Source organism: Pandoraea capi, from assembly GCF_902459735.1.
GTDB classification, from domain to species: Bacteria; Pseudomonadota; Gammaproteobacteria; order Burkholderiales; family Burkholderiaceae; genus Pandoraea; species Pandoraea capi.
In genome coordinates, this window is sequence record NZ_CABPRV010000003.1 from 659331 (window position 1) to 675597 (window position 16267).

Genomic DNA, 16267 nt, shown 5'->3' on the forward strand with positions numbered 1-16267 from the left:
TGATGTGGTTTCTCCCTGACGATCAGACCGAAGTGGCCGGACGGTCGCTTGCGATGGCAGACCCGCCGGATCCTTGCGTCTCGAAGTGATAGCGGCCGGTGTGCAGCGACGACGGGCCGAGCTTGACGTACTTCACCATCAGGAACATTTCAATGACGAGCAGCGCGGTGTAGAAGATGATGAATCCCGCGAGGCTCATGTACAGATCGGTAGCCGAGAGCGACGATGTGGAGAGATGCGTCGGCAGAATGCCGGCGATGGTCCACGGCTGACGTCCCACTTCGGCGACGATCCAGCCGAACTCGGCCGCAAGCCACGGCAGCGGAATCGCCCACACGCACCAGCGCAGGAACCATGCCGAGCGCGGCTTGAGCAGACGGCGTCGCGCGCACAGCCAGAACGCCCACAGGAACGTGAACAGGAACAGGAAGCCGAGGCCGACCATGATGCGGAACGACCAGAACACGGGCGCGACCGGCGGAATCGTGTCGTTGGCCGCCATGTGGATCTGTTCGGGCGTGGCGTCGACGACGTTCGGTGTGTACTTCTTGAGCAGCAGGCCGTACCCGAGATCGTCTTTGTACTTGTCGAACTCGGCACGCACCGCGGGCGACGTATCGCCGCTACGCAGCTTTTCGAGTGCCGCGAACGCCAGCATGCCGCGCTTGATGTTGTCCTTGTGCTCGTCGCGCAATTGCGTGAGACCGATCACCGGTGTGTCGACCGAGCGCGTGGCGATCAGACCCATCGCCCAGGGAATCTTCACCGCGGAGTCGGTGCGCTCTTCCTTCTGATTCGGGAAGCCGAACAGCGTGAACGATGCCGGCGGCTTGGCCGTCTCCCATTCCGCCTCGATGGCGGCGAGCTTGACCTTCTGCACTTCACCCGTGGTGTAGCCCGACTCGTCGCCCAGCACGATGACGGAGAGGGTCGAAGCCAGCCCGAAGCCCGCAGCGACCGCGAAGGAGCGCAACGCGAACGGCACATCGCGACGCTTGAGCAGGTACCACGCGGAGATGCCGAGCACGAACATGGCGGCGGTCACGTAACCGGCCGAGAGCGTGTGTACGAACTTCACCTGCGCCACCGGGTTGAAGACCACTTCCCAGATGCTGTTGAGCTCCATGCGCATGGTCTCGTAATTGAAGTGCGCGCCGACCGGATTGTTCATCCAGCCGTTCGCCACGAGAATCCACAGCGCGGAGAGGTTCGAGCCGAGTGCCACCGCGAACGTCGTCGCCAGGTGGCCGATGCGCGAGAGCTTGTTCCATCCGAAGAAGAACAGGCCGACGAACGTCGCTTCGAGGAAGAACGCCATCAACCCTTCGATAGCGAGTGGCACACCGAAGATGTCGCCGACGTAATGCGAGTAGTACGCCCAGTTGGTCCCGAACTGGAATTCGAGCGTAAGACCCGTGGTCACGCCCATCGCGAAGTTGATCAGGAAGAGCTTGCCCCAGAACTGGGTCATGTCCTTGTAGATCTGCTTGCCGGTCATCACGTAGACCGACTCCATGATGACAAGCAGCCACGACAGGCCCAGTGTGAGCGGGACGAACAGAAAGTGATACAGCGCCGTTATGGCAAACTGCAAGCGCGAGAGGTCGACGACTTCGCTACTGATCATGGCGGACACCTTGATTTTTGGTGGGGGACTGCGCTTCGACGGCCTGCGGCCCGATGAGGGCGCGGGCCACGACGTCCGGCGGCAACTGCATGTGTTTGGCCATCGGAGCGTCGAAGAACGCGTGCTTCAGGATGAAGAGGAGTACTACCTTGATCGCGAGTACGATCAGGATTTCGAGGGCAAAGCGGGAAGGGCGGGTGCGCCAGCGCCGGATCATCCAGGCCAGTGCGCCGGATGCCGGTGGGGCGGCGGATGCGGTGGCTGACGTCGATGTCGGTGCGCCGCCTGGAGCGTTGCCCGACGACACGACAGCGGCGGCGGTCGCGGAGAGAGGCTTCGGACTGCTAGGAGAGTGGGTGTCCATCCGTGACGGCTCCTGGCGTCGAAAGTCGTGTGTTGGGAACAGCGTCGACTTTCGGCGCATTTTGCCTTATCGCTTGAAAATGTCAAACCGCAGCGCACGGGGGGCGGATGACACGCAGATGACGCTGGTTCGATGCGGATCTGCCGCCACAAGCGTGGCAGATGAGAAGCGGATTCGAGACAAGGGTCCGGCGCGGCGAACGGCCCCCGGGCCGTCCTTCGCACGTAGCATGGCCACGTACGATCCGATTCTATCGACGGGTCTCGGGCACGACCTTGCGATGCATCAAGTCTCGCGCAGATGGCGGGTGAACTTTCGATGGGCAAAAAAAGCCCCGTGAATGTCACGGGGCTTTGTCGGCCTTTATGGGGCTTGGCTGCCGGCGGTTTTCTGCCGGCGCGGAGCCGGGCGTCGTGTGGCAATTTGTCGCGTGTTGCCTGGGACGTCCCCGACTCGGGTGTTACGCGTGCAACGTGTGCATGGTTACACCGTCAGGCGCGCCAGCATCAGGCGTACGCTTGCAGTGCACCCTTCATCTTCTTCATCGCGGCCACTTCGATCTGGCGGATGCGCTCGGCGGACACGCCGAATTCGTCAGCCAGCTCGTGCAACGTGGCGCCACCGCTGCCGTCGTCGGCGACCGACAGCCAGCGCGCTTCGATGATGCGGCGGCTACGCGGGTCGAGACGGCCGAGCGCCGTTTGCAGACCATCGCTTTGCAGATGGTCGCGCTCGCGCGCTGCGATCACGGCGGTCGGCTCCTGATGGGAGTCGGCCAGATAGGCGATCGGGGCGAAGCTTGCGCTGTCGCCGTCGTCGCTATGACCTTCGAGCGCGATATCGCCGCCCGACATGCGGGTTTCCATCTCGATGACGTCTTCACGCTTGACGTTCAGATCACGGGCGACCTGATCGATCTCTTCCGGCGTGAAGGCCTGAAGGCCCTGCTTCTGGCTGCGCAGGTTGAAGAACAGCTTGCGCTGCGCCTTGGTCGTGGCGACCTTGACCGTGCGCCAGTTCTTCAACACGTATTCGTGAATCTCGGCCTTGATCCAGTGCATGGCGTACGACACGAGCCGGACACCCTGCGTCGGATCGAAGCGCTTAACGGCCTTCATCAGGCCGATATTGCCTTCCTGAATCAGGTCCGCATGCGGCAGGCCGTAACCGAGGTAGTTACGCGCGATCGAGACCACCAGACGCAGGTGCGAGAGCACGAGCTGACGGGCGGCTTCGAGGTCGTCTTTTTCACGCAGACGCTTGGCGAGCGACTGCTCTTCCTCGGCGGAAAGCATGGGAATGCGATGGACAGCCTGAATATAGCTGTCGATATTGCCCAGACTGCCCGGCAGCATCAACGCCGACGGGGCAAGAGCGAGGGCACGCGAATTCGGCGCCGTGCCGGTGGCCGGCGTCGTCGGATGCTTGTTGGCGGCAGTACTCAAGTGGTGGACTCCTGGTTAGCCTCTGGGAAAGCATTTTAGCACTCTCTTTCGATGAGTGCTAAAGACGTTAGAACCCTTACCGGGCGGGAAGTTTCCGGTGTCTCGGGGTTTTCCAGCACCCCCCGTCAAACGGGAGAAGTCACTGGCGCAAACGTAACTCGGATGGTGTAAATTGCAACCCAAGCCGCGAGCGAATAGTGATGGCGAAGACGGGAGGATCAGCATGGCTGGCAAGCACATTGACGAGGTGCGGCGACGCGAATCGGCGCGCTTCGAGGCGATGATCGACGGCAATATCGACGTGCTCGAAACGCACCTTGCGGATGGTCTGTTCTACGTCCATTCGAACGGCAAACGCGAGTCGAAAGGCGAATTTCTCAACGCCCTCAGCTCGGGCCGCCGGAAATACGCCGCCATCGATGTCACTTCCCAGGAGCTACGCGAGTTCGGCGACACGGTCGTTGTGACTGGCAAGCTCGACGTCGAGCTTGAGACCGCGACCGGCTCACTCAACTCCCAGATGATCTACACCGCCGTGCATGTGCTCGAAGCCGGTGTCTGGCATCTGATCTCGTGGCAGGCGACCCGCATGGCGCCGTCGGACTGACATCTCCGGCGGCGCTTTTCCATGCTTCCCATGGATTGCTGCGTCACCCGCCTCTCGCCCGACACGGATCGGGCGTCCTCTCCAAAACAGAAGATTTGATGACTTTCGGGATGAATTGTTCCGAAAAAATTGGATTGTTCTTGGGTATTTCGCGTTTGCGTCGGAATTCGAGCGAATGGCGTGACGTTGCGGGCGTATTGCGGAGGGAGAGCGGCAGGAAACCTGTCTCACGTAGCGACGCCAAGCCGCTACGATGGTCGGTATCGTCGATGCCGGGCGCCAGATCGCGCCGCGACGCCGCCGATCACCCTGTGGTCCCGAGGGCCTGACGAATCACTTCGACTTGACGGGCGATCGGGGCGGGCACCGGAACGTCGCCCGCGAGCACGGCCTCGATCCACCGGGCGGTGGCCGGCGCGTCGGCGGCAGGGAGCGATGGCGGCGTGCCGGTGGCGCCTTCCTCGGCCGATTGCCACAGACGGTAGGTGCCGTCCGAGAAGCCCTCGATGGCGGTCTGACGCCGGGCGTCGGCGACAGGTTCGCCTTCGGTGCCGCGAGCGAGCAGCACGCCCGGGGCGGCGCTGTTGGCAGCGTCGGCGAACATCTCGCCCAACGTCTCCCGATACTCCGGATGGGTGTAGTTCACCAGACGCAGCGCCGGTCCGGCGAACGGTTGCAAGAGCTTGACGACCGTATGCCCGGAATTGCGTACGCCCAGCGGTGCGCGCATCTCCAGCAGACGCTCCAGCGCGGGCGAGAGCGCGGCGATCGGCAGATAGGCGACGCGCCGGGCGCGAAGTGCCGCTTCGGCTTCGGCGGCCGAGCCGCATGCGTGATGCCCCAGTTCCGCAAAAATCGCTTGCGTGCCGACGCGATTCACCCCGCTGTGATGTTGCCCGTGGACCAGCACCGGGATGCCCTCGCGTGCGAGCAACAATGCCAGCAGGGGCGTCAGATTCGGCTGTTTTCGCGCGCCGTTGTAGCTGGGCAGGAGCACGGGAGGCGGCGCGTCGGCCGGTGCCACGAGCGGCGTGAAGGTGGCATGCGCCGCGTCGAGCATGGCGCGCAGTTCGACGGGGGTCTCGCCCTTGATGCGATACGCGATCAGCACGCCGCCCAGCTCGGCGGGCGACACGCGTGCTGCGAGGATGGCGTCGAACAGCGTGCGGGTTTCGTCGGCGCTCAGCGCGCGGGCACCCTTGGCGCCACGGGCGATGATCTTGAGCAGCGGGGCGCAGGCAAATGGGGCAGCGGAGGTCATGACGTTTCTGTCGACGTTCGTGGACGGATGCGAGGATGCATCCATCATACGCAATCATGTGTCATCGGGGCGAGCGCTTGCAGTACCATCTCGGGTTCGGATGCGACGTCTGACGCCGGGCACGGCCCACGCATCTCCCCCATTTCCGCTTTCGAGGTCTGCCATGTCCACGCTGTACAGCTATTTCCGCAGTTCCGCCGCGTATCGGGTGCGTATCGCTCTGAACCTGAAAGGGCTCGACTACGACACCGTACCGGTGCATCTGGTGCGCGACGGCGGCGAACAGCTCAAGCCGGCCTACCGTGCGCTCAACGTCAATGCGCTGGTGCCGACGTTCGTCGACGGCGACGTGAACATCCACCAGTCGCTCGCCATCATCGAGTATCTGGAAGACGTGCATCCCACGCCCGCCCTCTTGCCGGCGGACCCTGTCGCACGTGCACAGGTGCGTGCGCTGGCGCTGGACATCGCGGCCGACATCCATCCGATCGACAACCTGCGCGTGCTGCGTTTCCTCAAGCACGACATGGGCGTGACGGAGGAGCAGAAGAACGCCTGGTACGTGCACTGGATCGTGGAAGGCTTCACGGCACTCGAAGCGCGCCTCGCGGCGCAGAAGGCACCGGGCAAGTTCGTGCTCGGCGACACGCCGACGCTTGCGGACTGCTGCCTCATCCCGCAGATCTACAACGCCAGACGCTTCAAGGTGGACCTCACGCCGTACCCGCGCATTGCGGCCATCGACGCACACTGCGCCACGCTCGAAGCGTTCCAGCGCGCGGCGCCTGAAGCCCAACCCGACGCAGAGTAAGAGAGTACGCAACTCGATGATCGATCCGGCTCTCTGGCGGGGCATGGCGCTTGGCGCCAGCCTCATCATGGCAATCGGTGCGCAAAATGCGTTCGTATTGCGTCAGGGGATTCTGAAGCGTCACGTAGGCGTGGTGGTGACGGTCTGCGCGATCTGCGACATGGTGCTGATCGCAGCGGGCGTGGCCGGCATGGGCGGCATCATCGCCGCGTATCCGAGCTTCATCACGATCGTGACGTGGGGCGGCGCGGCGTTCCTGTTCCTCTACGGCCTGCGCGCGTGGCGTGCGGCGTTTCGTGGCGTGGGGGCGTTGCAGGCGGACGGCAGCAAGGCTGCCACGCAGAACATGACGTGGCAGCGCGCAGTCGTGCTCGTGCTGATGCTCTCGCTGCTTAACCCGCACGTGTACCTCGACACGGTGATTCTGCTCGGCGGCATCGGGGCGCGCGAGACGGCGCCCGCCAACTTGTGGTTTGCCGGCGGTGCGATGATCGCGTCCGTGCTCTGGTTCACGACGCTGGGCTACGGCGCGCGGTTGCTCGCACCGCTGTTCTCACGCGCTCGCGCCTGGCAGATCCTCGACGGCTTCGTCGGCCTGATGATGTGGGGGCTATGCGCAGGGCTCGTCGCGCAGCAGATGTAACGACGGTTGAGGGATGAAAAACGAACGGCCCGCCACGAAAGTGTGCGGGCCGTTCGTTTTTTGCAGGCGCTTGTGCGCTCCGGGGACGCTTATGACGCTGACGACACTTATCCGAGCAACGCGTCGGCGAATTCGCGTGCCGAGAACGGTTGCAGGTCTTCGACCTTCTCGCCCACGCCGATGAAGTACACCGGCACCGGACGCTGACGTGCAATGGCCGCCAGAATGCCGCCCTTGGCGGTGCCGTCGAGCTTCGTCACGATAAGGCCGGTGAGCGTCAGCGCGTCGTCGAACGCCTTGACCTGCGCGAGTGCGTTCTGACCGGTATTCGCGTCGATGACGAGCAGCACTTCGTGCGGCGCGCCGTCGGCGGCCTTGCCCAGCACGCGCTTGATCTTCTTGAGCTCTTCCATCAGATGCAACTGCGTGGGCAGACGGCCTGCCGTGTCCGCCATCACGATGTCGATCTTGCGGGCGCGCGCGGCGCTTACGGCGTCGAATACGACGGCGGCCGGATCGCCGCTTTCCTGTGCGACCACAGCCACGTTGTTACGCTCGCCCCAGATCGCCAGTTGCTCGCGAGCGGCGGCACGGAACGTGTCCCCGGCGGCGAGCAGCACGGACTGGCCGTAGTGCTGGAAATGCTTGGCGAGCTTGCCGATGCTGGTCGTCTTGCCCGCGCCGTTCACGCCCGCAATCATCACGACCATGGGGGCTTCGCGGCCCAGCACGAGGCTTTGCTCCAGCGGGCGCAGCAGCTCGACCAGCAGGTCGTGCAGGGCGCGCTTGACCTGTTCGCCTTCCGTCAGACGCTCGGTCTTGACCTTCTTGCGCAGGGCGTCGAGCAGGAACGTGGTGGCTTCCACGCCCGCGTCGCTCATCAGCAGCGCGCCTTCGAGTTCTTCAAACAGATTCTCGTCGACCTTCACGCCGACGAAGATGCCGGTAAGGCCGGCGCTCGTCTTCGACAGACCGGCTTTCAGGCGGGTGAGCCACGAACGCTTGGCGGCCGGTGCCGGGGCAGGTGCGGCGACGATTTCGCCGATGGCTTCACCTTGAGAATCCTTGACGACCACCGGGGCCGGCGCGGCGGCGGGAGGATCGATGGCTTCGGCCGCTTCGATCGGGGCGGCGGCTGCAACCGCCTCAGCCGCCTCAGCCGCTTCGACCGGTGCCGGTGTAGGCACAGGTTCAGGCGCCGGTGTTTCCGCGATGTGCGGCGTCACGGCGGGTACGGCTTCGATCGGCGCGGCAGGCGTTGGGAAATTAGCCTGAGCCGGCTCGGACGGCGCCGCATTTTCCACGGGCGCCGCTACGGGAGCCACGGGGGCAGCAGGCGTGGGCTCTGCAACGGGCGGCACGGGCTGAGCGACCGGTGCGGCCTCGACGGCGCGCGTGGCCGGTGTCGGCGCGGCAGGCTGGACCGGTGCCGTCTCTACGGCCGGGGGCGTGCTTGCCTGCGGCGGCTGTGCGGGCGGCGCTGACGGCGCAGAGGGGGCAGCGGGCGACGCGACGGGCGTTTCGGCGTCGGGGGAGGCTTGCGATTCGGTCGGTGCCGGGCTCGTCTCGGCGGCCTTGTTACCGCCCGACTTGAAGCGCTTGAAGAAACTGAACATGGGGTGAAGAACTCGACGTGGGGGCGCGCTATCGGCGTGCGGCTAAGAATTGTCGTGCCATTCGCGTCGCACAAAACGCCCTACAATGGGCGGGTCGTTGTTTCCGACGCGGGAAATGCGACGTATTTTATCAGACGCGAATCGACGTCCATGACGGGCGAAAGGGGATCCATGACGGGAACCATGCGCTGGCGACACGCCTTTGCCGGACTGGCTCTGGCGGGTGTGATGAGCCTGGGCCATGCCGCCGACACCGTTGGCAACAGCGGCAGCAAGACGACGGACAATACTTCGGAATTCACGCTCTCGAACGGCCTGCGGCTGATCGTACGCGAAGATCACCGGGCACCGACGGTCGCCCACGTGGTCTGGTATCGCGCCGGGTCGCTCGACGAGTTCAATGGCACCACCGGCGTTGCGCACGCGCTCGAACACATGATGTTCAAGGGCACCAAGACCGTCGGTGCGGGCCAGTTCTCGCGACAGGTCGCCGCACTCGGCGGCCGGGAGAACGCCTTCACCAGCAAGGACTACACCGGGTACTTCGAGCAGACGGAGAAGTCGCGTCTGCCGGAGATGATGCGTCTCGAAGCCGATCGTATGGCCAATCTGACGCTGTCCGCCGACGAGTTCGCCAAAGAGATCCAGGTCGTGATGGAGGAGCGCCGTCTTCGCACGGACGACCAGCCGCGCGCGCTGCTCTACGAGCAACTGATGGCCACCGCGCTCGTGGCAAATCCGTACCGTCGCCCGATCGTCGGCTGGATGGACGATCTTCAGCACATGACCGTGCAGGACACCCGCGACTGGTATGAACGCTGGTACGCCCCGAACAACGCGGTGGTCGTCGTGAGCGGGGATGTGGACCCCGCTCAGGTCAAGACGCTCGCGGAAAAGTACTACGGTCCGATCAAGTCGCATACGCTGCCCGAGCGTCGGCCGCAGAACGAGCCGGCACAGATCGGGGTGCGTCGTGTGTTCGTGAAGGCGCCCGCGGAGAACCCGAACGTGATGCTCGCGTGGCGCGCGCCGCGTCTGAACGACGTCGAGAAGGATGACGACGTCTATGCGCTGCAAGTGCTCTCAGCCGTGCTCGACGGCTACGGCAATGCGCGTCTGACGAGTCGTCTCGTGCGCGAGCAGCGCATCGCGAACGATGTCGGGGCGAGCTATGACGGCGTGGGTCGCGGCCCGCAGTTCTTCATCATGGATGCCACGCCTGCGCAGGGCAAAACCCCCGAGCAGATCGAGAAGGCATTGCGCGCACAAGTGGCCGACATCGCAGCGCATGGCGTGACGGAAGCCGAACTCAAGCGCGTGAAGGCGCAGGTGATTGCGTCGCAGATCTACAAGCGCGATTCGGTCTTCGGGCAGGCGATGGAAATCGGTCTTAACGAGATGTCGGGGATTTCGTGGCGTCAGATCGACCGCATGCTGGAGAAGGTGAAGGCGGTAACGCCCGCGCAAGTGCAGGCCGTGGCCGGCAAGTACTTCGGCGACGAATCGTTGACGGTAGCGACGCTGGTGCCGCAGCCCATCGACGAGGCGACACGCAAGCGCCGCGCCCAAGGGGCGGAAGACCTGAAGAACATGCGCTGAGAGGGCCACACAATGATGAAAATTTCCGCACTGTTGCGTGCGTTCTCCGTGCCCGCGCGAACGGGATTGATGGCTTCCGTGGCTGCGGGCGCGCTGGTGAGCCTCGTGCCGCTCACGGCGAGTGCCGCGTTGCCGATCCAGAGCTGGATCGCGCCGTCCGGCGCCAAGGTGATGCTCGTGGAGAGCCGCTCCATTCCGATGATCGATCTGAATATCGATTTCGACGCCGGTAGCCGTTACGACCCGCCGGGCAAGTCGGGGCTGGCGTTGCTCACGGCCGGGTTGCTCGACTCGGGCGCTGCGGCGACGGGCGGGCGTCCCGCGCTGAGCGAGGCGCAGATTGCCGACCGTTTCGCCGATGTGGGGGCGATGGAGGGAACGAGCGCCGGACGCGATGCCGCGACTGTCACCATCCGCACGCTGTCTTCGACGGCCGAGCGTGATGCCGCCGTGAGTACGCTGGCGCAGTTCCTGCAACATCCCACGTTCCCTGACGCGGTGCTCAAGCGCGAGACCGCACGGCTGTCGTCGGCGATCGCCGAAGCGGACACGAAGCCGGAAGCCATCGCCGAGAAGGCGTTCCGCAGCGCGATCTACGGCAGCCATCCGTACGGCGTGACGCCGACGGTCGCCAGCGTGAACGCAGTCAAGCGTGACGATCTGCTGCGCTTCTATCGCGACATGTACAGCCCGAAGCGTGCCGTCGTCTCCATCGTCGGGGACATCGATCGTGCGCAGGCGGAGAAGCTCGTCGCGCAACTGACCGATGCGATGCCTGCCGGTGTCGTGCCGCCGAAGATGCCGCCAGTCGCTGCGTTGCGCAGTGCCGTGCAGATCGACTTGCCGCATCCGGCCGAGCAGGCCCACATTGCGACGGGGCAGGCGTCGATGGCGCGCAGCGACCCCGACTACTTCCCGTTGCTCGTGGGGAATTACGTGCTGGGTGGTGGCGGGTTCGTGTCGCGTCTGACGGCCGAGGTGCGAGAAAAGCGCGGTCTGACGTATGGCGTGTCGAGCGGGTTCGTTCCGCAGTTGCAGGAAGGGCCGTTCGAGATCAACTTGCAGACGCGTCGCGAGCAGGCGCCGGAAGCCCTCAAAGTCGTGCGTGAGACGCTGGCCGAGTTCGTGCAGAACGGACCGACCGACGAGGAGATGAAGGCCGCGAAGGACAACCTGACCAACGGGTTCCCGCTGCGACTCGACAGCAACCGCAAGCTGTTGGCGAACGTGGCGGCCATCGGCTTCTACAACCTGCCGCTGGACTATCTCGACACGTGGACGAGCAAGGTCGAGGCCGTGACGGCCGCGCAGGTGAAGGAAGCGTTCGCACGCCACGTGCAGCCGGATCGTCTGGCGACTGTCGTGGTGGGACCGAGCAACGTCTTCGGTGCGGCGAGCGCCGGTGCTGCCGCACCGAGCGCTACGCCCGTCGCGAACAAGGCGGCGAAGTGACCAGGTCAGTGAGCCGCTAAGTGAGCCGCTAAGTGAGCCGCTTAATGAGCAGGTGAGGATGAGGCGCGGTTGCAGGCGATCGCGCGCCATCGCTCCCGGTCGCTCCCCGATGGTTTCCTCATTGCTCCCCTCATCGAAGAATCCGCCGCCGCAGCAATACCAGCGCCACCGCGAAGCCGACCACGGCGTAGATCGCCAGGGCACCGGCGTGCAGCCACGGCTGGTCGATGGCGCGTCCGAGCATTGCAGGGCGAATCAGCGCCACGGCGTGCGCGAGCGGCAGCCACTCGGTGATGTGACGTGCCGCTGCCGGCAGTTGCGACAAGGGGAAGAATACGCCCGAGAGCAGCAGCATCGGTGTCATCACGAGTGTTTGATAGAACATGAAGAAATCGTAGCTCGGCGCGAGTGCCGTCATCACCATCGCCAGACTGGCGAACGCCAGACCGGCCAGCAGCACTGCGGGCAGTACGACCGCCAGACTCTCGACGCGCGCATAGCCAAGCACACTCGCCACGAACAGAATCGCCACGCCCGAGAGCACCGCCTTGCTCGCCGCCCAGACCACCTCGCCGAGCACAACGTCGCCGAGCGTGAGCGGCGTGTGCATCAGGGCTTCCCAGGTGCGCTGCACATGCATGCGCGAGAAGCCCGAATACATCGACTCGAAGCTCGCGGAAAACATCACGCTGGACCCCACGGTGCCTGCGGCCAGAAATGCGATGTACGACGTGCCGTCGACGTCGCCGACCATCATGCCCAGCCCGAACCCCAGCCCGAAAAGATAGATCATGGGGTCCGCCAGATTGCCGAACATCGAGGCAATGGCGAGCTTGCGCCAGACGAGGAAGTTACGCCGCCACACGCCCATCCAGGGCGTAACGCCCGGCAGATAGCGCGGGGCGTCGGGCCGCATGCCGCGTGGTGCCGTCGTGCGCGGCGGCGCTTCGGCCGAGGTCATGGCCGACGTATCGGGGCTCGCCGTGGCCTCGCGTCGATCGTGCTCAGTCATCGCGCATCTCCCGTCCGGTGAGCTTAAGGAAGACGTCTTCCAGATTGGCGCGCCGGTGCAGATAACGAACGCCGGGTTGGTCGCGCAGGGCGTTCACGACAGGCGCGGCGTCGCGAACGTAGCAGAAGTGCGTCTCGCCGCTGGTTTCGATGCGCTCGGCGAGGGGGGCCAGGCTCGCGAGCAGCGGCTGGGGAACGTCGCCGAACACTTCCACGACATCGCAACCGATCTCGCGCGCGACCAGTTCTGGCGGCGTGCCTTCGGCGATCTTGCGTCCGGCATCGATGACACAGAGCCGGTGGCACAGGCGCTCGGCTTCCTCCATGAAGTGCGTCGTCAGCAGAATCGTCTTCCCCTCGTTCATCAGCGATTTGAGCCGCTCCCAGATCAGATGGCGGGCTTGCGGATCAAGCCCGGTGGTCGGCTCGTCGAGCACCAGCACGTCGGGGTTGTTGATGAGGGCGCGGGCCAATGTGAGGCGTCGCTTCATGCCGCCCGAGAGTTGTCCCACGCGGGCATCGGCTTTCGATTCGAGTCGCGCGAAGGCCAGCAGCGCGGGAACGCGTTCCTTGATGTCGGCAGAGGAGAGTCCGAAATAGCGTCCGAAGACGGCCAGATTCTCGCGTACGGTGAAGTCGGGGTCGAGATTGTCGAACTGGGGGACGACCCCGACGCGCCGGCGGGCTTGCGGTGCCTGTCGCGGCACGGGCAGGCCGCCGAGACGGATCTCGCCGCTGTCGGGCGTGACCAGCCCGAGCAACATACGTAACGTGGTGGTCTTGCCTGCGCCGTTCGGTCCCAGCAGGCCGAAGCATTCGCCGGGCGCGACACGCAGCGACAGGTGATCGACCACGGGGCGGCCGTCATAGGCCTTGCATAGCTCGGTTACCTCGATGGCGGCATCGGTCATGGTGGGGCGGGCTGTCTCCTGCGATGTGGTATGTTTCGCCTCAACAATGTAGCGTGAATTGCCATGATTTTGGATTTTCAGCGTGCGCAACGACGCGCGCGTCCCCATTTTTCCGCCGTCTGTGGCGTGTCCGATTCCGCTGATCCGGCGGTATTGCGGAGTCCGGCATGAAGTCCGGTCCGGGTAACGTCGCACGCGGCGCGCCGCAACAGGTCCGCATCATCGGCGGCCAGTGGAAGCGCACGCCGCTCCCGGTGCCGTCGGGCGATGGCCTGCGCCCCACGCCCGATCGCGTGCGTGAGACGCTGTTCAACTGGCTTGGGCAGGACCTGACGGGCATGCAATGTCTGGATGCCTTCGCGGGCAGCGGTGCGCTCGGTTTCGAAGCGGCATCGCGCGGCGCACAGCGCGTGTTGATGGTCGAGGCTGCCGCGCCGGCCGTTCGTCAACTGCGTGCCAATCAGGCGAAGCTCGGGGCGAATCAGATCGAGATCGTGCAGGCCGACGCGAGGCGTCTGATAACCACACTCTCGCCCGGGGTTTTCGATGTGGTTTTTCTCGATCCGCCCTTCGCGAGTGGCTGGCTGAACGATCTGCTTGCGCCTGCCGCGCGCCTGCTGACGCCGAGCGGTGTGATCTACGCCGAATCCGACATCCCGCTGGAAGACGATGCGCTCGCCGCGCTCGGTCTCTCATGCGTGCGCCGCGCGAAAGCCGGAGCGGTGCATTATCATTTGCTTGAATCGATTCCGAAAACCTAGAGACCACAATGAACAAGTACGCAGTATTGGTCCCCAGCCGCGAGGAGACGTTGGCATGGTAGTGGCGATCTATCCGGGGACGTTCGACCCGTTGACCCGAGGACACGAGGATCTGGTCCGCCGTGCGGCGGGCATTTTCGACAAGCTCGTGGTCGGGGTGGCCGATAGCCGAAACAAGAAACCGTTCTTCACGCTGGAAGAGCGCATCGACATCGCGCGTGAAGTGCTGGGGCACTATCCCAACGTGAGCGTCGAAGGGTTTTCCGGCTTGCTGAAGGACTTCGTGCGCAAGCATCAGGCGCGCGTGATCGTGCGCGGTCTACGCGCCGTTTCCGACTTCGAGTACGAGTTTCAGATGGCGGGCATGAACCGCTACCTGCTGCCCGACGTCGAGACGATGTTCATGACGCCGTCCGATCAATACCAGTTCATCTCGGGCACGATCGTGCGCGAGATCGCCCAACTGGGCGGCGACGTCAGCAAGTTCGTCTTCCCTTCGGTCGAGAAGTGGCTGGTCACGAAGGTCGGCGATATGGCAGCGAAGCCCTGATTCCACGTCGTTCGCCATGCGTCGTTCGTTGCGACGCAAGGACAAAACCCCGCAGCGTGTTGCCACACTGCGGGGTTTTTTGTTGCGCGCGCGTTTAAGCGCATTTACTTAAGTTCGATTACCTAACGCGTTGCGAGCGTCGCAAGCATCAGAAGCCCGTCGGTAACGGTGCCTGCATCCATTTGACCGACATGGCGTTCAGACGACCATCTGCCTTCGCCTTGTCGATGATCGCGTTCAGCTTCGCCACCATCGCCGTCTCTCCCTTGCCGACGCCGATGTAGCAGGGCGTTTCCTCGACCGGGAATTTCAGATCGAAGGCGCGTTGCTTGCTCTTCTCGCGCACGGCGTTCGCGACGATGTTGCCCAGCGTGACCAGTTGCACCTGACCGGCCAGATACGACGCCGCCGTGGCGTTGTTGTCCTCATAGCGCTTGATGCTCGCGCTTTGCGGCGCAACGGCCGTGAGCGCCAGATCCTCGGTCGAGCCACGCGTCACGGCGATGGTCTTGTTCGCGAGGTCGGCGGGTGTCTTGATGACGATGTCCTGCGGGCCGTACACGCTCTTGGGGAACGGCGCATAAGCCTTCGTGAAATCGATGGCCTTCTCACGCTCGGCATTCTTGCCAAGCGACGAAATGACGACGTCGACCTTACCGGTGGTCAGATACGCGATCCGGTTCGTGCTGATGACCGGCACGAGTTCGACTTTCGCACCGATCTCCTTGCCGATCAGCTCCGCCATGTCGATGTCGTAGCCGTGAACCTTGAGGTCCGTACCGATCGCGCCGAACGGCGGGAAATCCTGCGGGATGGCAATGCGGATGACGCCGGTCTTCGCGATGGTTTGCAGCACGTCGGCATGGGCGACGCCCACCAGACTTCCCAGCGACGCAACGACCACCGCTTGCAGCATCCGGCGACGGCCGGCTTGATGAAGGAACGCACGCATCGATCAAACTCCTTGGCTAAGGCAACAACGAAAAACGAAAAGGGGGCTTGCGTTCCCAAGTGGGGCGCAGACAACTCCGGTCGTACTGGTACGACCAGTTGCGTTAAATACAAAGCACTAACCGTGCCAGCCGGTTGGGGATGTGGGGGAATGCCGTGCGATGGGAGGAAGGCGAGGTCAGTGGGGCATGTGGGGAAGCGCAGCGTGTGACCTCGCAGAAGGCGTCGTCACGATGTTTTGCATGGAACGCCCCCCTTCATGCACCAGATCGAACCGGAGGCGGACGAACCGGTGCATGAGGCATCGAATTCAGGTACCCAGGCGCAGACAGCCCTCCTGTCGCGTCAGTCGGTGCCGGGCCCGTCACATCCTGTAGCTCAGCGTCACCATGCATCGGTTGTCCACCCCACGGCATGCCCTTGGGCGAGGCGTGCGAAAACTGGTACCCCAGCGAGACGGTCGTGTCGCGCGTCAGAACTGCATCGATCACGCCATACAGCGATTGACGGCGCAGCTTGTCATGATCGAGGAACGAACGCGCATCCTGCCCGACTGCGACGATACGCGTCCGGATGTTGCCGCTCGGGGTCAGTGGCGTGGAGATGTCGAGCGCTATGGGGGGCGACATCGGTGCCGATATGGGTATCGTCCGGGACG

16 protein-coding genes are annotated in these 16267 nt (G+C 64.3%); 7 read left to right on the top strand and 9 right to left on the bottom strand.

The genetic code is table 11. From position 1 onward, the window contains the following. Window positions 1–22 precede the first annotated feature (22 nt). The 3 genes from PCA20602_RS09755 to rpoH all read right to left on the bottom strand — a co-directional run bounded on the left by PCA20602_RS09755 (window position 23) and on the right by rpoH (window position 3346). Window positions 23–1627: a cytochrome ubiquinol oxidase subunit I gene (locus tag PCA20602_RS09755; RefSeq protein ID WP_150721020.1), complete on the bottom strand. Its 1605-nt coding sequence runs from the start codon at window positions 1625–1627 to the stop codon at window positions 23–25. Then, window positions 1617–1991, bottom strand: a complete 375-nt coding sequence (gene cydP / locus PCA20602_RS09760) for a cytochrome oxidase putative small subunit CydP (RefSeq protein WP_150721021.1) — start codon at window positions 1989–1991, stop codon at window positions 1617–1619. Before cydP ends, PCA20602_RS09755 begins: the two co-directional genes overlap by 11 nt. A 506-nt stretch (window positions 1992–2497) precedes the next feature. Next, complete coding sequence (gene rpoH / locus PCA20602_RS09765) at window positions 2498–3346, bottom strand: RNA polymerase sigma factor RpoH (protein WP_240493420.1); 849 nt, start codon at window positions 3344–3346, stop codon at window positions 2498–2500. Window positions 3347–3659: 313 nt separating this feature from the next. Between rpoH and PCA20602_RS09770 the strand changes: the two genes are divergently transcribed. Beyond that, a complete protein-coding gene (locus tag PCA20602_RS09770) occupies window positions 3660–4043 on the top strand; it encodes a nuclear transport factor 2 family protein (protein WP_069340348.1) in 384 nt (127 codons plus the stop codon). A gap of 304 nt (window positions 4044–4347) precedes the next feature. Here the strand turns inward: PCA20602_RS09770 and ybiB are convergent, their stop codons facing one another. Next, complete coding sequence (ybiB, locus tag PCA20602_RS09775; protein WP_150721022.1) at window positions 4348–5304, bottom strand: DNA-binding protein YbiB; 957 nt, start codon at window positions 5302–5304, stop codon at window positions 4348–4350. A gap of 163 nt (window positions 5305–5467) precedes the next feature. On the opposite strand from ybiB, the gene maiA reads away from it, so the two are divergent. Both maiA and PCA20602_RS09785 read left to right on the top strand, forming a co-directional pair. Further along, window positions 5468–6115 (top strand): maleylacetoacetate isomerase, encoded by a 648-nt coding sequence (gene maiA / locus PCA20602_RS09780; protein WP_150721023.1) that lies wholly within the window; start codon window positions 5468–5470, stop codon window positions 6113–6115. 16 nt (window positions 6116–6131) lie between these two features. Further along, window positions 6132–6758, top strand: a complete 627-nt coding sequence (locus tag PCA20602_RS09785) for a LysE/ArgO family amino acid transporter (protein WP_150721024.1) — start codon at window positions 6132–6134, stop codon at window positions 6756–6758. Between the two features lie 107 nt (window positions 6759–6865). On the opposite strand, the gene ftsY is transcribed toward PCA20602_RS09785, so the two are convergent. Then, complete coding sequence (gene ftsY, locus PCA20602_RS09790) at window positions 6866–8119, bottom strand: signal recognition particle-docking protein FtsY (RefSeq protein ID WP_425495661.1); 1254 nt, start codon at window positions 8117–8119, stop codon at window positions 6866–6868. Window positions 8120–8545: 426 nt separating this feature from the next. Here ftsY and PCA20602_RS09795 point away from each other — a divergent pair, with 426 nt between their 5' ends. Together PCA20602_RS09795 and PCA20602_RS09800 are read left to right on the top strand one after the other, a co-directional pair. Next, on the top strand, window positions 8546–9973 hold the full coding sequence (locus PCA20602_RS09795) for a M16 family metallopeptidase (RefSeq protein WP_150721025.1): 1428 nt from the start codon (window positions 8546–8548) through the stop codon (window positions 9971–9973). A gap of 12 nt (window positions 9974–9985) precedes the next feature. After that, window positions 9986–11425, top strand: a complete 1440-nt coding sequence (locus PCA20602_RS09800) for a M16 family metallopeptidase (RefSeq protein ID WP_150721026.1) — start codon at window positions 9986–9988, stop codon at window positions 11423–11425. A gap of 130 nt (window positions 11426–11555) precedes the next feature. Here PCA20602_RS09800 and PCA20602_RS09805 read toward each other — a convergent pair whose 3' ends face one another. Next, window positions 11556–12341, bottom strand: a complete 786-nt coding sequence (locus tag PCA20602_RS09805) for an ABC transporter permease (RefSeq protein WP_174980962.1) — start codon at window positions 12339–12341, stop codon at window positions 11556–11558. A gap of 88 nt (window positions 12342–12429) precedes the next feature. Further along, window positions 12430–13347, bottom strand: coding sequence for a nodulation factor ABC transporter ATP-binding protein NodI (gene nodI / locus PCA20602_RS09810; RefSeq protein WP_150721028.1), 918 nt, complete (start codon window positions 13345–13347; stop codon window positions 12430–12432). Window positions 13348–13514: 167 nt separating this feature from the next. On the opposite strand from nodI, the gene rsmD reads away from it, so the two are divergent. Together rsmD and coaD are read left to right on the top strand one after the other, a co-directional pair. Then, window positions 13515–14108, top strand: coding sequence for a 16S rRNA (guanine(966)-N(2))-methyltransferase RsmD (gene rsmD / locus PCA20602_RS09815; RefSeq protein ID WP_150721029.1), 594 nt, complete (start codon window positions 13515–13517; stop codon window positions 14106–14108). 55 nt (window positions 14109–14163) lie between these two features. Next, window positions 14164–14658, top strand: coding sequence for a pantetheine-phosphate adenylyltransferase (gene coaD, locus PCA20602_RS09820; protein ID WP_069340341.1), 495 nt, complete (start codon window positions 14164–14166; stop codon window positions 14656–14658). 148 nt (window positions 14659–14806) lie between these two features. Here the strand turns inward: coaD and PCA20602_RS09825 are convergent, their stop codons facing one another. Then, entirely contained in the window at window positions 14807–15610 is an 804-nt protein-coding gene (locus PCA20602_RS09825) for a transporter substrate-binding domain-containing protein (RefSeq protein ID WP_150721030.1), read from the bottom strand. A 256-nt stretch (window positions 15611–15866) separates the two neighbouring features. Beyond that, entirely contained in the window at window positions 15867–16238 is a 372-nt protein-coding gene (locus tag PCA20602_RS09830) for a hypothetical protein (RefSeq protein ID WP_150721031.1), read from the bottom strand. Window positions 16239–16267: the final 29 nt, after the last annotated feature.